The 17,177-nt window shown below is 72.0% G+C and carries 8 protein-coding genes; 6 read left to right on the forward strand and 2 right to left on the reverse strand.

Features of this window, described 5'->3' with window-relative positions:
• Nucleotides 1-75: 75 nt before the first annotated feature.
• Nucleotides 76-1,569 carry a leucyl aminopeptidase gene (locus tag QE438_RS18015; protein WP_306993639.1) on the reverse strand — a complete coding sequence of 498 codons (1,494 nt, stop codon included), beginning with the start codon at nt 1,567-1,569 and terminating at the stop codon, nt 76-78.
• A gap of 141 nt (nt 1,570-1,710) precedes the next feature.
• Here QE438_RS18015 and lptF point away from each other — a divergent pair, with 141 nt between their 5' ends.
• Entirely contained in the window at nt 1,711-2,793 is a 1,083-nt protein-coding gene (lptF, locus tag QE438_RS18020) for an LPS export ABC transporter permease LptF (RefSeq protein WP_130515332.1), read from the forward strand.
• The gene (gene lptG / locus QE438_RS18025; protein WP_130523127.1) at nt 2,790-3,893 is read left to right on the forward strand and encodes an LPS export ABC transporter permease LptG; all 1,104 of its coding nucleotides are present in this window, start codon (nt 2,790-2,792) and stop codon (nt 3,891-3,893) included. The genes lptF and lptG overlap by 4 nt, the downstream gene beginning before the upstream one ends.
• A gap of 48 nt (nt 3,894-3,941) precedes the next feature.
• Here the strand turns inward: lptG and QE438_RS18030 are convergent, their stop codons facing one another.
• On the reverse strand, nt 3,942-4,448 hold the full coding sequence (locus QE438_RS18030; protein WP_306993637.1) for an RDD family protein: 507 nt from the start codon (nt 4,446-4,448) through the stop codon (nt 3,942-3,944).
• Between the two features lie 96 nt (nt 4,449-4,544).
• Here QE438_RS18030 and QE438_RS18035 point away from each other — a divergent pair, with 96 nt between their 5' ends.
• From QE438_RS18035 to QE438_RS18050, 4 genes are all read left to right on the forward strand, one after another.
• Nucleotides 4,545-5,567 (forward strand): site-specific tyrosine recombinase XerD, encoded by a 1,023-nt coding sequence (locus QE438_RS18035; protein ID WP_306993635.1) that lies wholly within the window; start codon nt 4,545-4,547, stop codon nt 5,565-5,567.
• 455 nt (nt 5,568-6,022) lie between these two features.
• A complete protein-coding gene (locus QE438_RS18040; protein WP_306993633.1) occupies nt 6,023-6,850 on the forward strand; it encodes a DsbC family protein in 828 nt (275 codons plus the stop codon).
• Nucleotides 6,851-7,105: 255 nt separating this feature from the next.
• Entirely contained in the window at nt 7,106-11,155 is a 4,050-nt protein-coding gene (gene purL, locus QE438_RS18045; protein ID WP_306993630.1) for a phosphoribosylformylglycinamidine synthase, read from the forward strand.
• Nucleotides 11,156-11,563: 408 nt separating this feature from the next.
• A complete protein-coding gene (locus tag QE438_RS18050) occupies nt 11,564-17,125 on the forward strand; it encodes an ESPR-type extended signal peptide-containing protein (protein ID WP_306993628.1) in 5,562 nt (1,853 codons plus the stop codon).
• The last annotated feature ends 52 nt before the right edge of the window (nt 17,126-17,177 follow it).

Genomic DNA, 17,177 nt, shown 5'->3' on the forward strand with positions numbered 1-17,177 from the left:
CGGTGCGCGGCAAGGTGGCCGCGCATCGGCGACGGATCGGGACTCGGGCGTCTCACCATTCCCGATTCCCGGTTCTCAATTCCCGGCCGTGCCAAAGGCGCGGTCCAGCAGCCACTGCGCCAGCAGGTTCACCGGGCGACCGGTGGCCATGCCGCGCTTGCCCTCGTCGTTGGCCACGCCGGCGATGTCCAGGTGCGCCCAGCGCTGGCCTTCGGTGAAGCGCGCCAGGAAGCAGCCGGCGGTGATCGCACCGCCCCAGCGGCCGCCGATGTTGTAGACGTCGGCGAAGGTGGACTCGAGCTGGGACTGGTACTCGTCCCACAGCGGCAGGCGCCAGGCGCGGTCGTAGACGTGCTCGCCGGCGCTGAGCAGTTCCTCGCTCAGGTCGTCGTGCTTGCTCATCAGGCCAGCGGCATGGCGGCCCAGTGCGACCATGCAGGCGCCGGTGAGCGTGGCCACGTCGACCAGGGCCTCGGGCTTGAAGCGCTCGGCGTAGGTCAGCGCGTCGCACAGGATCAGGCGGCCTTCGGCGTCGGTGTTGCCGACCTCGATGGTGCGCCCGGACATGGAGGTGATGACGTCCGAGGGACGATAGGCGTTGCCGTCGATGGCGTTCTCCACCGCCGGCACCACCACCACCAGGTTCAGCGGCAGCTTCAGGCCGACCGCCGCCACGAACGTGCCCAGCACCGTGGCGCCGCCGCACATGTCGTACTTCATCTCCTCGATGCCGCCCTGGGTCTTCAGGTTGACGCCGCCGGTGTCGAAGGTGATGCCCTTGCCGACCAGCACGTAGGGCTTGGCCGACGCATCGTCCGCGCCGTTCCACTTGAGCACGATCAGGCGCGGGCGGTTGGCCGAGCCGCGGGCCACGGCCAGCAGCGAACCCATGCCCAGGGCCTCCATCGCCGCGTCGTCCAGGATCTCGGCCTGGGCGCCGTCATGCTGGGCGGCGAAGTCCTGCGCTTGCTGGGCCAGGTAGGCCGGGGTGCAGACGTTCGGCGGCAGGTTGCCCAGCTCGCGGGTGAACTTCACGCCGTTGGCGATGGCGATGCCCTGGGCCAGCGCGGCGGCGTCGCTGCCGAGGAAGGCCACCTGGGCCAGCGCCTGCGGGTCGGGCTTCTTCTTGCCCAGCGTGGCGGTGTAGCGGTAGGTGGCGTGCTCGGTGGCGGCCACGGCCTGGCGGATCGCCCAGGCGGCGTCGCGGCCGGGGACCTCCAGCTCGGTCAGGGTCACTAGGGCCGAGGCGGACGGGCCGTCCTTGAGCGCGCGGGCGGCCTCGGTGAGCGCCTTCAGGTAGGCCGGCACGTTGAACTTGGCCGGCTCGCCCAGGCCGACCAGCAGCACGCGCGGGGCCTTCACGCCGGGCAGGTCGTAGACGGCGGTGATCTTGCCGCTGCGGCCCGGGGCGTCGCCGCGCTGGGCCAGCGCGGCCAGGCGGCCCTGGCTGGCGGCGTCGATGGCGGCCGCCGACGGGCTCAGGGTCTTGTCCGCATAGACACCCACGACCACGCAATCCACTGCGGCGGTGGTGGGCGTGTCGTGGTTCAGGGTGAATTCCAGGGCCATTGCGCAATTTCCGTCGAGTCGGTTTCACCAGCAGTTACGTACAATCGCCGGCCGCCGCGATGCTGGATGCCCCGGCGCCGACTCGGTCCGCGCGTGCGCGCACCGGCATTCGAACCTGCAATTGTAAGGCAACCCCATCCGATGCCGAAGCTGGACCGCTACCTGTTCTCCGAGTTCACCCAGAGCTTCCTGGCCGCGCTGATGGTGCTGCTGATCGTGAGCATGGGCGGCCTGCTGGTCGACGTGCTGGGCGATGTGGCCAACGGCAAGCTGCCGGCCGGGCTGCTGCTGTCCCAGCTGGGGCTGGCCACGGTGCAGTTTCTGCCCCTGATCCTGTCCCTGGCGCTGATGCTGGGCCTGATGCTGGCCATCGCCCGCCTGTACCGCGACTCGGAAATGGCGGTGCTGACCTCGATCGGCGTGGGCCCGCGGCGCCTGCTGCGCCCGCTGCTGCTGCTGGTGGTGCCGATCGTGGCGATCGTGGCCACGGTCTCGCTGTGGGCCGGCCCGCTGTCGCTGCGCACCAGCCAGGCGATGATCGACAACGCCAACCGCTCGCTGATCCTGGCCGGGCTGGAGCCGGGCCAGTTCACGGTGCTCAGCAACGGCGGGGTGGTCTACGTCAACGGCATGTCCAGCGACGGCACGCGCCTGTCCAAGGTGTTCATGCAGCGCCAGCAGGGCGACCGGCTGGACGTGGTCACCGCCAAGACCGGGCACATGTACTTCGAGGGCGAGACCTCGCGCTTTTTGAAGCTGGAGGACGGCTACCGCGTGGAAGGCCCGGCTGGCGACGGCAAGGACTACCGCATGATGCGCTATGCCAGCAACGAGGTCGCCCTGCCCGACGGCAGCGACAAGAAGACCCAGGACGATCCCGAGCTGCTGCCGACCAGCCAGCTGCTCGGCGATGCCCGGCCGGAGGCCAACGCCCAGCTGCAGACCCGCATCACCCCGCCGCTGCTGTGCCTGGCCTTCGCCCTGCTGACCCTGCCGCTGGCGCGCAGCGCGCCGCGCCAGTCGCGCTACGGGCGGGTGATGCTGGGCTTCCTCGGCTATCTGGTGGCCTTCCTGATGATGATCAACGGCAGCCAGTGGCTGGCCAACGGCAAGCTGCCCGGCGCGCTGGGCCTGTGGTGGCTGAGCCTGCCGCTGCTGGCGCTGGGCGTCTGGGCCTATCTGCGTGACGGCCGGCTCTCCCGCCCGAAGGGAGCGCGCGCATGAGGTTCACCCCGCGCATCCACGACCTGTACGTGGGCAAGGTGGTGCTGGGCACCGTGCTGCTGGTCTGGGCGGTGCTGCTCGGCCTGGACGTGACCAACGGCATCTCCGGCCAGCTGCGCGACGTCGGGCGCGGCAACTTCACATTCACCCACGCGATCGTGTTCACCCTGTACACGGTGCCGCGCCGGGCCTACACGCTGTTCCCGACCGCCGCGGTGATCGGCGCGCTGATGGGCCTGGGCCAGCTGGCCGCCAGCTCCGAGCTGACAGCGCTGCGCGCGCTGGGCCTGTCGCGGCGCCGGCTGAGTCTGTCGGTGGCGGTGACCCTGGCGATCCTCACCGCCGGCATGGTGCTGTGCATGGAGACCGCCGGCGCCTGGGGCCAGACCCAGGCCGACAATCTCAAGGCGGCGGCCAAGTTCGGCAACGTGGCGCGCGGCATGTACGCCGGGCTGTGGGCGCGCGAGGGCGATACCTTCCTCAACGCCCAGTCCGGCGATCTGGTGGCCGGCGCCGACGGCAATTCGCAGCTGCAGCTGCAGGACGTGCGCCTGTATCAGCTCGACGCCGACGGCCGCCTGGCCTCGATCACCCACGCGGCCAACGCGGTGCACGTCACCGATAGCTGGCTGCTGAGGAACGTCACACGCACCACGTTCGCGCCGCGCTCGGTGCAGCAGGAGAAGCTGCCGCAGGAGAACTGGCCCTCCAAGCTCGATCCGGCCGCGCTGGCGGCCACGCTGGGGCAGCCGCGCTACATGTCCGCCGCCGACCTGTCGCGCAGCATCGACTACCGCACCCGCAACAGCCTGGATGCGCGCGACTACGAAGAGGTCTACTGGGGCCGCTGGTTCTATCCGATCAACGTGCTGGCGCTGTGCCTGGCGGCGATCCCGTTCGCCTTCGGCAGCCTGCGCAGCGGCGGCATGGGCAAGCGCCTGTTCCTGGGCATCATGTTCGCGCTGGCGTTCTGGCTGTTGCAGCTGCTGTTCGGCCGCATGGGCACGGCGCTGCGCCTGGATTACCGCCTGGCCTATACAGCCACGCCGGTGCTGATGCTGGTGATCTCGTACTGGCTGTTCAAGCGCAGAAGCAGCTAGACGGCAGGAGTGAGCGAAGGCGGCGCGCCGCGCCTTCCTCGCGCTTGCTCACTCCTCACTCCTCGCTTCACCGCTCACGCCCAGTCTCACCACGCGTGTGCCGCTGGCGCGGTCATGCCAGGTCAGGCGCTCGCGGTCGATCCAGGCCCACCAGAAGCCCAGGCCGCCGCACAGCAGCGACAGGGTGCCCACGCCGTAGCGCAGCCACAGCGCGGTCCAGGACGGACGCGCGGCGGAGGCGCCGGCCACCGCGATCTTCCACGGGCGCATGCCCAGGGTCTGGCCGCCGCGGCGCCAGCTCAGCGTGGCGTACAGACCGGTCACCAGCCAGCAGCACAGCCACAGCAGCCACTGCAGGGCGCTGAACGGGGCGATGTTCTGCCGTGCGGCGTGGTGGCCCAGATAGGTGTAGCCGGCGGTGAAGGCCGCGGATACCGCGAACCACAGCGCCAGCGCCGGCCAGGCGTCGTAGAACAGCGCCAGCAGCCGCCGGCCGACGTAGGCGCGGCGGGGCGCGGGCAGGGCGAGCGGGGCGGCGTCGGGTTCGGCGGACATGGCCGCCAGCATAGAGCGCGCCCGGGCCGGCGCGCACCGCCGTGTCCCTTGGCGGCGCAGTCCGCCGCCTCGATGGCAGGCGCTACCCTTGCCGGCATGAGTACCCCCGCCGAACGCCGCCAGCGCGTGGCCGAGCTGCCGCCCTGCGGCGATGCCGACCAGCGCCAGATCGACCGTTTCCTCGACGCCATCTGGGCCGAAGGCGGCCTGGCCCGCGCCACCCTGGACAGCTACCGGCGCGATCTGCAGGGCTTCGCCCGCTGGGCGAGTTGGCGCGGCGGCGAGCCACCGGCTCGCGCGCCAGCGAGCGCCCCGCCGGGGATGGCCGCCACGGACAACGTGCTGGCGAGTGCCGATCGTGCCCTGATCTTCGACTACCTGGCCTGGCGCACGCGCCAGGGCTATTCGCCGCGCAGCAACGCACGCCTGCTCTCGTGCCTGCGGGCCTTCTACGGCCAGCTGGTGCGACGTGGCGCACGCGCGGACGACCCGACCGCGCTGCTCGATCCGCCCAAGCTGCCGCGCGCGCTGCCCAAGGCGCTGTCGGAGAGCCAGATCGACGCGCTGCTGGCCGCGCCCGACGTGGACACCCCGCTGGGCCTGCGCGATCGCGCGATGCTGGAGCTGATGTACGCCTGCGGCCTGCGCGTGAGCGAGCTGGTGGGCCTGGCCGACGCCGGCGTCAACCTGCGCCAGGGCGCGCTGCGCGTGCTGGGCAAGGGCAGCAAGGAGCGGATGGTGCCGCTGGGCGAGGAATCCCAGCACTGGCTGCAGCGCTATCTCGACGGCGCGCGCGCGCAGCTGGCGGGCAAGCGCGGCGCGGCGCGGGGCGACGGCCGCACGCCGCTGTTCATCGACGCGGCCGGCCAGCCGCTGAGCCGGCAGGCGTTCTGGGGGCTGGTGAAGCGCTACGCGGTCCTGGCCGGGATCGACGCCGCCAGGGTCAGCCCGCACGGCCTGCGCCACAGCTTCGCCACCCACCTGCTCAACCGCGGCGCGGACCTGCGCTCGCTGCAGCTGATGCTGGGCCACAGCTCGCTGTCCACCACCCAGATCTACACCCTGGTCGCCCGCCAGCATCTGCAGCAGCTGCATGCGAAGCATCACCCGAGGGGGTGAGCGCCCGGCTAGGGCTCGCTCGGCCGGGGGGCGTCATCGCGCGACCCAACTGCGCCATTCAGGGTCGCATGGCGCAGCCGGCGCGATGGGCGCGCTTTTGTGGGAGCAACTGGCTCCTCAACGCAAGCGGCCGCCCGTTTGTAGAGCGGAGCTTGCTCCGCTGGGGCCTTCCCCACGAACCGAACGAAGAGCAGCGGAGCAAGCTCCGCTCTACAGGTGGGAGCCGCCCTTGTGGCATTTTCGGCCAATGGCGGAGATGCGGCCTTCCCGGGAAAGCCCCTCGCCGGCATGCCGGCTCCCACCGAGCGCAGCGGGGCACGCCGCTCCTGGGGCGGGCCGCCGCCGCGCAAGCCCTTCAGCCGGCCTGTGCGAGAATCCGGTCCGATGCCCCGCCTGGCGGGGCCCCGCGCCGAGCGCCGTCCGCGGCCGCCGGCCCCGAACCAGGAAGTCCCACGATGCGCCGTCTTGTCCCCCTCGTCCTGCTGACCGGCCTGAGCCTGACCGCCTGCGCCAAGTCGCCGCAGTCCGCCGCCGATACCGCCAAGCCCGCCACCGCCGCTGCTGCGGCCGCGCCGGCCGGCAACGACCAGGTCGAAGCCCGGGTCCGCGCCGCGCTCAAGCAGCTCAATCCCCAGGTCGACGTGGACTACATCGGCAAGGCGCCGCTGCCAGGCTTCCGCGAGGTGATCGCCGCCGGCCAGCTGGTCTACATCAGCGACGACGGCAAGTACCTGGTCCAGGGCAACGTGATCGACGTGGCCCAGCGCAAGGACCTGATGCAGGGCAGCGACGCGCTGGCCCAGTACCGCCAGAACCTGCTCAAGTCGGTCAAGCAGGCCGACCGCATCGTGTTCGCGCCGGCCAATCCCAAGTACACCGTCAGCGTGTTCACCGACATCGAGTGCGGCTACTGCCGCAAGCTGCACAGCCAGATCGCCGACTACAACAAGCAGGGGATCGCGGTGGAATACCTGGCCTGGCCGCGCATGGGCCTGGGCAGCCAGGACCATAAGGACATGATCTCGGTCTGGTGCGCGGCCGATCGCCGCAAGGCCCTGACCGAGGCCAAGGCCAGCGGCCAGGTCACCGCGCGCGACTGCAACAACCCGGTGAACATGGAATACAACGTCGGTCAGCGCCTGGGGGTCAACGGCACCCCGGCCGTGTTCGCCCCGGACGGCAACCAGATCGGCGGCTACCTGCCGCCGGCCGAGATGCGTGCGGCGCTGGACAAGCTGGCGGCCGCCGACGCCGCCAAGGCCAAGAGCGCCGGGATGCCGTAAAGGCGTGGGAGCAACGGCCTCCTCGAATCTAGCAGTGACCTGCCTGTAGAGCGGAGCTTGTGGCAATCCCCCCTTGGGGACTCCGCTGGGGCTTTCCCACGATCCGGCCGAAAAGCAGCGGAGCAAGCTCCGCTCTACAGGTGGGGGCGCCACGGCGGCGATGAGGGTCTTCCGGGAAAGCCCTGCGCCGCCATGACGGCGCCCGCCGCCGGTACAATGGGCGGCCCCGCTCCACGGCTCCCACGGTTCCCGGACATGATCGTCCTCGAAGGCCAGCCGGCCTTGTCGCAGTTCCGCCGCGCGCGGCTCGAATCCCGCCTGCAGTCCGTCGCCCCCCAGGTCCGCCTCCTGGGCACCTGGCAGGTCTACTTCATCGATCCGCAGCCGGGCACCGCGCCGGACCTGGAGGCGCTGCGCCGCATCCTGCAGGCCGGCGACACGCCGGCAGCGCAGGAGGACGGGGCCACCAGCCGCCTGGTCGTGCCGCGCCTGGGCACGCGCTCGCCCTGGTCGAGCAAGGCCACCGAACTGCTGCGCGGCGCCGGCATCGCCGTGCACCGGGTCGAGCGCGGCACGCGCGTGGACCTGGCCGGCTGGCCGGACGATGCGGCCGCCCGCGCTGCGCTGGACAAACTGCTGCACGACCCGATGACCCAGTCGCTGCTGGCCGGCGTCGAGCAGGCCGGTGCGCTGTTCGAGGCGCCGCCGCGCGGCGCGCTGGCGCGGGTGCCGTTGGACGCGCTGGAAGCGGCCAACGCGCGCCTCGGCCTGGCCCTGGCCCAGGACGAGATCGACTACCTGCGCGCGCGCTACGCGGCGCTGGGGCGCGACCCGTCCGACGTCGAACTGATGATGTTCGCGCAGGCCAATTCCGAGCACTGCCGGCACAAGATCTTCAACGCCAGCTGGACCATCGACGGCCGCGCCCAGGAGCGCTCGCTGTTCAAGATGATCAAGCACACCCACCAGCAGACCCCGCAGTACACGCTGTCGGCCTACAGCGACAACGCCGCGGTGGTCGAGGGCCTGCCGGCGGCGCGCTACCGGCCCGATCCGGCCAGCGGCCGGTACCGCAGCGAGGCGGTGCTGCCCAGCGCCTTCCAGATCAAGGTCGAGACCCACAACCACCCGACCGCGATCGCGCCCTTCCCCGGCGCCTCGACCGGCGCCGGCGGCGAGATCCGCGACGAGGGCGCCACCGGGCGCGGCGGCAAGCCCAAGGCCGGCCTGACCGGCTTCAGCGTCTCGCACCTGCGCATCCCCACGCTGCCGCAGCCGTGGGAGGCTCCGCGCTCGCTCAACCCGCGCATGGCGCCGGCGCTGGAGATCATGCTCGACGGCCCGCTGGGCGGGGCGGCGTTCAACAACGAATTCGGTCGGCCCAACCTGCTGGGCTACTTCCGCAGTTTCGAGCTGCCCGAAGGCGCCGGCCTGACCCGCGCCTACGACAAGCCGATCATGCTGGCCGGCGGCCTGGGCGCGATCGACCGCTGCCAGGTCGAGAAGAAGACCCTGCAGCCGGGCGATGCGGTGATCGTGCTGGGCGGCCCGGCGATGCTGATCGGGCTGGGCGGCGGCGCGGCCAGTTCGGTCGCCTCCGGCGACAGCGCCGAGGACCTGGATTTCGCCAGCGTGCAGCGCGACAACCCGGAGATGGAGCGCCGCTGCCAGGAAGTGATCGACCGCTGCGTGGCGCTGGGCGCGGACAATCCGATCCGCTGGTTCCACGACGTCGGCGCCGGCGGCCTGTCCAACGCCATCCCCGAACTGCTGCACGACTCGGGCGTGGGCGGCATCATCGACCTGGACAAGGTGCCCAGCGACGATCCCTCGCTTTCGCCGCTGGAGCTGTGGTGCAACGAATCGCAGGAGCGCTACGTCCTGGGCGTGCCGCAGGCGCGCCTGGCCGAGTTCGCCGCGATCTGCGAGCGCGAGCGCTGTCCGTTTGCCGCGGTCGGTGTGGCGACCGCCGAGGAGCGGCTGGTGGTGGGATATGGCGTCTTGGGCGCCGGGATTCGGGATTCGGGATTCGGGATCGACAAGCCCGCCGCTTCCGCTTCTGACCAATCCCCAATCCCCAATCCCCAATCCCCGCACCCGATCGACTTGCCGATGGACGTGCTCTTCGGCAAAGCGCCGAAGATGCATCGCGATACGGCGCATCCGGCGCCGGCGCGCTGGCCCGAGCTGAAGACCGAGGGGCTGGAGCTGCGCGAGGCGGGGCTGCGCGTGCTGGCGCATCCGTCGGTGGCGTCCAAGAGCTTCCTGGTCACGATCGGCGACCGCAGCGTCGGCGGGCTGACCGCGCGCGATCAGATGATCGGTCCCTGGCAGCTGCCGCTGGCCGACTGCGCGATCACGCTGGCCGGGTTCGACACCTTCGCCGGCGAGGCGATGTCCATCGGCGAGCGCGCGCCCCTGGCGCTGCTGGATGCCGCCGCCTCGGCGCGCATGGCCGTGGGCGAGGCGATCACCAACCTGTGCGCCGCACCGGTGCCGGCGCTGGAACACGTCAAGCTGTCGGCCAACTGGATGGCCGCGGCCAACCACGCCGGCGAGGACGCGCTGCTGTTCGACGCCGTGCGCGCGGTCGGCATGGAGCTGTGTCCGCAGCTGGGCCTGAGCATCCCGGTGGGCAAGGACTCGCTGTCGATGCAGGCGGTTTGGACGGCTGGGAATGGGGAATCGGGAGTCGGGAATCGGGAAGCGGCGGTCGCCGCGGTTGCCGACGCTTCTGCTTCGCCCACTCCCCATTCTCCATTCCCCATTCCCGGCGAAACGCTGAAAAGCGTTTCGCCCGTCTCCCTGGTCATCTCCGCCTTCGCGCCGGTCGACGACGCGCGCACGCAGCTCACCCCGCTGCTGTCGCGCGAGCCGGACACCGAGCTGTGGCTGATCGGGCTGGGCGGCGGCAAGCAGCGCCTGGGCGGTTCGGTGCTGGCGCAGGTGTTCGCCGGCGACGAGGCGCTGCCGGCCTTCGGCGGCGATGTGCCGGATCTGGACAACCCCGAGCTGCTGCGCAATTTCTTCGAGATGGTGCGCGAGGCGCGCGCGGCCGGGCTGCTGCTGGCCTATCACGACCGCAGCGACGGCGGTGCCTTCGCCGCGCTGTGCGAGATGGCCTTCGCCGCGCGTCTGGGCGTGGACATCGCGCTGGATGCCTGGGGCGAGGACGCCTTTCGCGCGCTGTTCAACGAGGAACTCGGCGCCATCGTGCAGATCGCCGCCGAGGACCGCGCCGCCTTCGCCGACCTGGTCGAGCGCCATGCGCTGACCGAATGCGCGCAGCGCATCGCCAGGCCCACCACCGCGCCGAGCGTGCGCGTCACCCAGGCCGGCCAGCCGCTGGCCGAGTGGCGCTGGGAGGAGCTGTTCGACGCGTGGTGGTCGGTGACCCACGCCATGCAGCGCCTGCGCGACAACCCCGAGAGCGCCGACGAGGAGCGCCACACCGCGCGCACCTTCGCCGAGCCGGGCCTGAAGCCGAAGCTGGTGTTCGATCCGGCCGAGGACGTGGCCGCGCCGTTCATCGCCACCGGGGCGCGGCCGAAGGTCGCGATCCTGCGCGAGCAGGGCGTCAACGGCCAGATCGAGATGGCCAACGCCTTCGAACGTGCCGGCTTCGACGCCTTCGACGTGCACATGAGCGATCTGATCGAGGGCCGCGTGACGCTGGAGCGCTTCACCGGCCTGGCCGCGTGCGGCGGCTTCAGCTATGGCGACGTGCTCGGCGCGGGCCGCGGCTGGGCGACCTCGATCCTGGAACGTCCGGCATTGCGCGCGCAGTTCGCCGCGTTCTTCGCGCGCGAGGCGACCTTCTCGCTGGGCGTGTGCAACGGCTGCCAGATGCTGAGCCAGCTCAAGGACATCATTCCCGGCGCCGAGCACTGGCCGCGCTTCCTGCGCAACCGCAGCGAGCAGTTCGAGGCGCGCACCGCGCTGCTGGAGGTGGTGGAATCGCCGTCGGTGTTCTTCCGCGGCATGGCCGGCTCGCGCATTCCGGTGGCCGTGGCCCATGGCGAGGGCCGCGCCGAGTTCGATTCGGCGGTGGACCTGGCCGCCGCGCGCGTGTCGCTGCGCTATGTCGATGGCGATGGCCAGGTGGCCACGCGCTACCCGACCAACCCCAACGGTTCGCCCGAGGGCATCACGGGCCTGACCACCAGCGACGGCCGCGCCACCATCCTGATGCCGCATCCGGAACGCACGCCGCGCACGGTCAATCTGAGCTGGTCGCCGGCCGGCTGGGCGGACGACTCGCCGTGGCTGCGCATGTTCCGCAATGCACGCGTGTGGTGCGGCTAGCGCCGGGTCTTCGACGTTCGCGACATTGCGCCGCACAGATCAACGCCCATCGCTTGCGATGGGCGTCGTGCGTTATGTGACCTCTGTTCCTTTACGCGATATTCGTTCTCGCAATTTGCGCAGGCCATCTCGGCATGAAGTCGTTGAAATGGCTTGTTTTGCCGCGTCTTCGCATGGCGTTGCAATGCATGAACGGCACTTGACGTCAAGAAATTGACTCGCGGACTATCGATCCAGACGCATGACGCGAGTCCATGCGTTCGGTCCGCCATTAAATCCCCCGCAAGGTGGACCGTCGCCGTTCAACGAGAGAGAGACATCCGACTGCTGTGACCGTGTGCGCGAAGCGATTCGCGCGCCGACGGGGGTCTCTTGCCCGCAACAACACAACGCCAAGGAAAGGAACGCATGAATCGCATCTTCTGCAAGCTGTGGGATGCCCGACGCGGGCAGGTCGTGGTGGCCTCGGAACTGGCCTCGCGCCACGGCAAGGGCAAGGGGGCGCGCATGGTGCGGGCCGCGCTCGCCGCGGTGGTGGTGTTCGCCGCGCACAGCGCGCTGGCGCAATCGGTGGGCGGTGGTGTTGCCTCCGGCAAGGCGAGTACCGCGATCTCGCCGCAGACGGCCGACTGCGCCGATGCGGCCACGCGCACGGCGCGCGCCGGCGGCGGGAACGGCATCGCGATCGGCTGCGGCGCCGATGCCTCGGGCGATGCGTCCACGGCGGTGGGCTTCCAGAGCGAGGCCAGTGGCGCGCAGTCCACCGCCAGCGGCGCGGCGGCGCTGGCCAGCGGCGATGGCGGCGTGGCGCACGGTGCGCTGAGCGAGGCGTCCGGCGTGGAATCCACGGCCAGCGGCTACTACAGCGCCGCCACCGCCGACGGTGCCACCGCGCATGGCGCGGAGAGTGTGGCCAGCGGCATCGAATCGACCGCTGGCGGTTTTTTGTCCACCGCCAGCGGCGCCGGGGCGACCGCGCACGGCGCCGAATCCGTGGCCAGCGGCGACTACGCCACCAGCCTGGGCCTGGCCGCGCAGGCCACCGGCACCAGCGCCACGGCGCTGGGTGAGTTCTCCATCGCCGGCGGCGAGGAAAGCACCGCGGTCGGCGGCTCGGCGCTGGGCGGCATCTACCAGACCCAGGCGCTGGGCATAGGCGGCGCGGCCTTCGGCAACGGCGCCTGGGCCAATGGCGACTATGGCACCGCGCTGGGCTATCTGAGCTCGGCCGATGCGCAAGGCGCCAGTGCGCTGGGCGCGGGCGCGTGGGCGCAGGCCAGCGACAGCACCGCGCTGGGCTTCGGCGCGCACGGCGCCGCGGCCAACAGCGTGGCGCTGGGCGCGCGCTCGGTGGCGCAGCGCGAGAACAGCGTGTCGGTCGGCGATGCCGGCGCCGAGCGCCAGATCGTCAACGTGGCCGCCGGCACCGAAGCCACCGATGCGGTCAACAAGGCGCAACTGGATGAAGTCGCCGCGACCGCCAACACCACCAGCACGTATTTCCAGGCCAGCGGCAGCGCCGACAGCGATGCCGGTGCCTACGTCGAAGGCGACAACGCCGTGGCCGCGGGCGAGGCCGCCAATGCCATCGGCAACGGCGCTTCGGCGCTCGGCGGCGGCGCCACGGCGGCCGGCGTCAACGCGACCGCCAGCGGCTTCAATGCCACCGCCAGCGCCGACTCGGCGACCGCGGTGGGCGGCACGCTGACCTATGCCGATCCGGACACCGGCGAGGTGCTGCTGGACCAGACCACCAGCGCCAGCGCGGTGGGCGCCAGCGCGCTGGGCGCCGGTGCGCAGGCCAGTGGCGCGTTCAGCACCGCCACCGGCGCCGCCGCCACGGCGACGGGCCTGCAGGCCACGGCGAGCGGCTTCAGCAGCAGCGCGGCCGGGCTGGCCGCCACGGCCAACGGCGGCTTCGCCAGCGCGGCCGGGGACTTCGGCTCGGCCTTCGGCTATGGCAGCGAGGCGGTGGGCGTCAACGCGACCGCGCTGGGCGCCGGCGCCGCGGCGCAGGGCGGCAGTTCCACCGCGGTGGGCGAGAGCAGCCAGGCGCTGGGCGAGGAGGCGACCGCCGTCGGCGGCAGCACCTTCTTCGGCCTGATCGGCACGCGCGCCAGCGGCACCGGCAGCGCCGCGTTCGGCAACGGCGCCTGGGCCACCGGCGAATACAGCACGGCGCTGGGGCATAACAGCTATGCCGACGGCACCAGCAGCGCGGCGATCGGTGTCAACGCCTTCGCCGAGGCGGAGAACAGCGTCGCGCTGGGCGCCGATTCGGTGGCCTCGCGCGCCAAGACGGTGTCGGTGGGCGATGCAGGCGCCGAGCGCCAAGTCACCAACGTCGCCGCCGGCACCGAGGACACCGACGCGGTCAACAAGGCGCAGCTGGACGAGGTCGCCACGACCGCCAACACCACCAGCAAATACTTCCAGGCCAGCGGCAGCGCCGACAGCGATGCCGGCGCCTATGTGGAAGGCGATGACGCGGTCGCCGCAGGCGAGGCCGCCAACGCGCTGGGCACCGGCGCATCGGCCTACGGCGCGGGCGCCGGCGCGGCGGGCAACCAGGCCACGGCCATCGGCCACAACAGCGCGGCGGTGGGCGAGGGCAGCGTCGCCGTCGGCGGCATGGGCCAGGCCTTCGATCAGTACAACAGCCCCATCGAGGATGCGGACGGCAAGCCGGTGCTGGTCGGCGCCAACGCCACCCAGGACGCCACCGCGGTCGGCGCCGGCGCGCAGGCCACCGGCACGGTGTCCTCGGCGTTCGGCTACGGTGCGCAGGCGCTGGGCGAACACAGCACGGCCGGCGGCTACAAGGCGCGCGCGGTCGGCGGCTATGCGGTGGCTTTCGGCGACAGCGCCTGGGCCAGCCAGGATTACGCCACCGCGGTCGGCGCCTATGCCTGGGCCACGGCCGAGGGCGCCTCGGCCTTCGGCCAGGGCGCGTGGGCGACCGGGCTCAACACCTCGGCCTTCGGCACCGGTGCCTGGGCCAGCGGCAGCGGCGCGACCTCGATCGGTTTCAACAGCTGGGCCCCGGGCGCCAGCGCCACCGCGATCGGTCGCGGCGCGTTCGGCTATGGCGACTACAGCATCGGCCTGGGCTACCAGGCGCTGGGCAACACGATCAACAGCATCGCCATCGGCACCAACGCGCTGGCCGACAACGAGAGCGCCATCGCGCTCGGCGCCGGCAGCGAGGCCACCGGCAACAACGCCGTGGCGCTGGGCGCCGGCGCGGTGGCCGCGCGCGACAACAGCGTCTCGGTCGGCGATGCCGGTGCCGAGCGGCAGATCACCAACGTCGCCGCGGGCACCGAGGACACCGATGCGGTGAACAAGGCGCAGCTGGACCAGGTCGCCGCCACCGCGCAGACCACCAGCAAGTACTTCCAGGCCAGCGGCAGCGCCGACAGCGATGCCGGTGCGTATGTGGAAGGCGACAACGCCGTGGCCGCGGGCGAGGCGAGCAATGCGATCGGCAGCGGTGCCTCGGCGTTCGGCTCGGGTGCCAACGCCAGCGCGCAGAACGCCACGGCAGTGGGCTTCAACGCCGTGGCCGCGGGCCAGAACGCGGCGGCCTTCGGCAACAACGCGCAGGCCGCCGGACCTGCGAGCGTGGCCGTGGGCGGCGTGGCGGTGGACGAGAACGGCGATCCGCTGATCACCGTCGAGGGCGCGCCGGTCAGCACCGGCGCGACCAGCGCCAGCGTGGGCGGCACCGCGCTGGGCGCCAGCGCGGATGCCTCCGGCTTCGCCGCCACCGCCACCGGCGTGGGCGCCTACGCGGCCGGCGCGCAGGCCACGGCGGTGGGCGCGGTGGCCAATGCGATCGGCGACTACACCACCGCGGTAGGCACCTCGAGTGCGGCGGTGGGCACCAGTTCGACCGCGGTCGGCGGTGTGGTCGATCTGGTTCCGGGGCAGGGCGCGTTCGTTTCGACGCAGGCCAGCGGTGAATCGGCCAGCGCCTTCGGCGCCGGCGCGATCGCCGCGGGCGACTACAGCCTGGCCAGCGGCGTGCTCAGCGGGGCCGACGGGCTGGAGAGCACGGCGGTGGGTTACTTCGCCTATGCGCCCTCCGCCCTGTCCACCGCGCTGGGCGCCGAGACCTGGGCCAGCGGCGAGGCGAGCACCGCGATCGGTTACTACGCCACGGCGTTCGGCGACAACAGCGTGGCGCTGGGCGCCAATTCCAAGGCCACGCGCAACAACACGGTCTCGGTCGGCGATGCGGGTGCCGAGCGCCAGATCACCAACGTCGCCGCCGGCACGCAGGACACCGATGCGGTGAACAAGTCGCAGCTCGATGCGGTGGCGGCCTCGGCCGAAGGCACCAGCGCGGGCTTCCAGTTCTCCGGCAAGGGCCTGGCCAGCGCCGGCGGCAGCGATGCCACCGCGGCCGGTTCGGGGGCGAACGCCGCTGGCAATCGCAGCGTGGCGCTGGGCGCGGGCAGCGCGGCCAGCGGTGCCGGTGCCATCGCGGTGGGCGCGGCGAGCAAGGCCAGTGCGATCAACGCCACCTCGGTCGGCCTGCAGTCCAGCACGCTGGGCGCCAATGGCGTGACCGTGGGCTACAACGCCTTCGTGCGGCAGAGCGCGAGCAACGGCGTGGCGCTGGGTGCCAATGCGGGTGCGACCGGCGCCAACTCGGTGGCGCTGGGCGCGGGCTCGCGCACCTACGAGGCCGATACCGTCTCGCTGGGCAGCGGCAACGGCCGCGGCGGCCCGGCCACGCGCCGCATCGTCAACCTCAGCCAGGGCCTGCTGGCCGAAGGCAGCACCGAGGCGGTCACCGGCGGTCAGCTCTACCAGTCGCTGCAGGCCTATGCGCGCTACCTCGGCGGCGGCGCCTCGGTCGGCCCGCTCGGTGGGCTGACCACGCCGACCTTCATCGTCCAGGGCGATGGCTACAACAGCGTGGGCGATGCGCTGGCCGCGCTGGATTCGAAGGTGACCGAGCTCGACGCGCGCAGCGGCACGGCCAGCGCCAGCAAGGTCGCCACCTCCGCGCGCAGGACGCTCAGCGCCGCCGCCCCGGCCAGCGTCGAACCGGCAGCGGAAGAAGCGTCCACCGAGACGCTGCGCACCGCCGCGAGCGAGCGCTCCACGCCCGCTACCTCCACCGCCACTGCCGCCGCCACGACCGCCGCAGCGGTCACGCCGGCCTCCACCACGCTCGGCGACGCGGCCCAGGCCAATGCCGACAGCGGCACCGCGATCGGTGGCGCCGCCTATGCCGCCGGCCCCGGCGATACGGCCATCGGCAGCAATGCGCGGGTCAACGCCGACGGCAGCACCGCGGTCGGCGCCAATGCCACCATCGCCGCCGAGGCGACCAACGCGGTCGCGGTGGGCGAAGGCACCTCGGTGACTGCGGCCAGCGGCACGGCCGTGGGGCAGGGCAGCAGCGTGAGTGCGCAGAACGCCGTCGCCCTGGGCCAGGGTTCGACCAACGACCGCGCCAACACCGTCTCGGTGGGCAGTGCCGGCAACCAGCGTCAGGTCACCAACGTGGCCGCCGGCACGCAAGCCAACGATGCGGCCAACGTCGGCCAGGTGCAGGCCGGCGACGCGCAGTCGGTGGCCACCGCCAAGGCCTATACCGACAACACCGCCACGCAGACGCTGAGCAGCGCCAACAGCTACACCGACGCCAAGTTCAATGCCTGGAACCAGGACCTGGACGGCTACAAGCAGGGCGTGGACCGCCGCTTCGCCGAGCAGGACCGCCGCATCGACCGCCAGGGCGCGATGAACGCGGCGATGCTCAACATGGCCACCAGCGCCGCCGGCATCCACACCGAGAACCGTGTCGGCGTCGGCGTGGGCTTCCAGGGCGGCGAGAACGCGCTGTCGGTGGGCTACCAGCGCGCGCTCAGCGAGCGGGCCACGATCACCGTCGGCGGCGCCTTCAGCGGCGACGAACGCTCGGTGGGCGTGGGCGCCGGCTTCGGCTGGTGAGGCAACACCACGGGCCGTCGCCCTCGCGGCGGCCCGTGCAGGGATGGAACGC

Source organism: Pseudoxanthomonas sp. SORGH_AS_0997 (assembly GCF_031453535.1).
Lineage (GTDB): Bacteria > Pseudomonadota > Gammaproteobacteria > Xanthomonadales > Xanthomonadaceae > Pseudoxanthomonas_A > Pseudoxanthomonas_A winnipegensis.

What these genes read in the sequence shown, in the direction of transcription:
- QE438_RS18015 (WP_306993639.1), bottom strand. Translation starts at nt 1,569, where the DNA reads ATGGCCCTGGAATTCACCCTGAACCACGACACGCCCACCACCGCCGCA.
- lptF (WP_130515332.1), top strand. Translation starts at nt 1,711, where the DNA reads ATGCCGAAGCTGGACCGCTACCTGTTCTCCGAGTTCACCCAGAGCTTC.
- lptG (WP_130523127.1), top strand. Translation starts at nt 2,790, where the DNA reads ATGAGGTTCACCCCGCGCATCCACGACCTGTACGTGGGCAAGGTGGTG.
- QE438_RS18030 (WP_306993637.1), bottom strand. Translation starts at nt 4,448, where the DNA reads ATGTCCGCCGAACCCGACGCCGCCCCGCTCGCCCTGCCCGCGCCCCGC.
- QE438_RS18035 (WP_306993635.1), top strand. Translation starts at nt 4,545, where the DNA reads ATGAGTACCCCCGCCGAACGCCGCCAGCGCGTGGCCGAGCTGCCGCCC.
- QE438_RS18040 (WP_306993633.1), top strand. Translation starts at nt 6,023, where the DNA reads ATGCGCCGTCTTGTCCCCCTCGTCCTGCTGACCGGCCTGAGCCTGACC.
- purL (WP_306993630.1), top strand. Translation starts at nt 7,106, where the DNA reads ATGATCGTCCTCGAAGGCCAGCCGGCCTTGTCGCAGTTCCGCCGCGCG.
- QE438_RS18050 (WP_306993628.1), top strand. Translation starts at nt 11,564, where the DNA reads ATGAATCGCATCTTCTGCAAGCTGTGGGATGCCCGACGCGGGCAGGTC.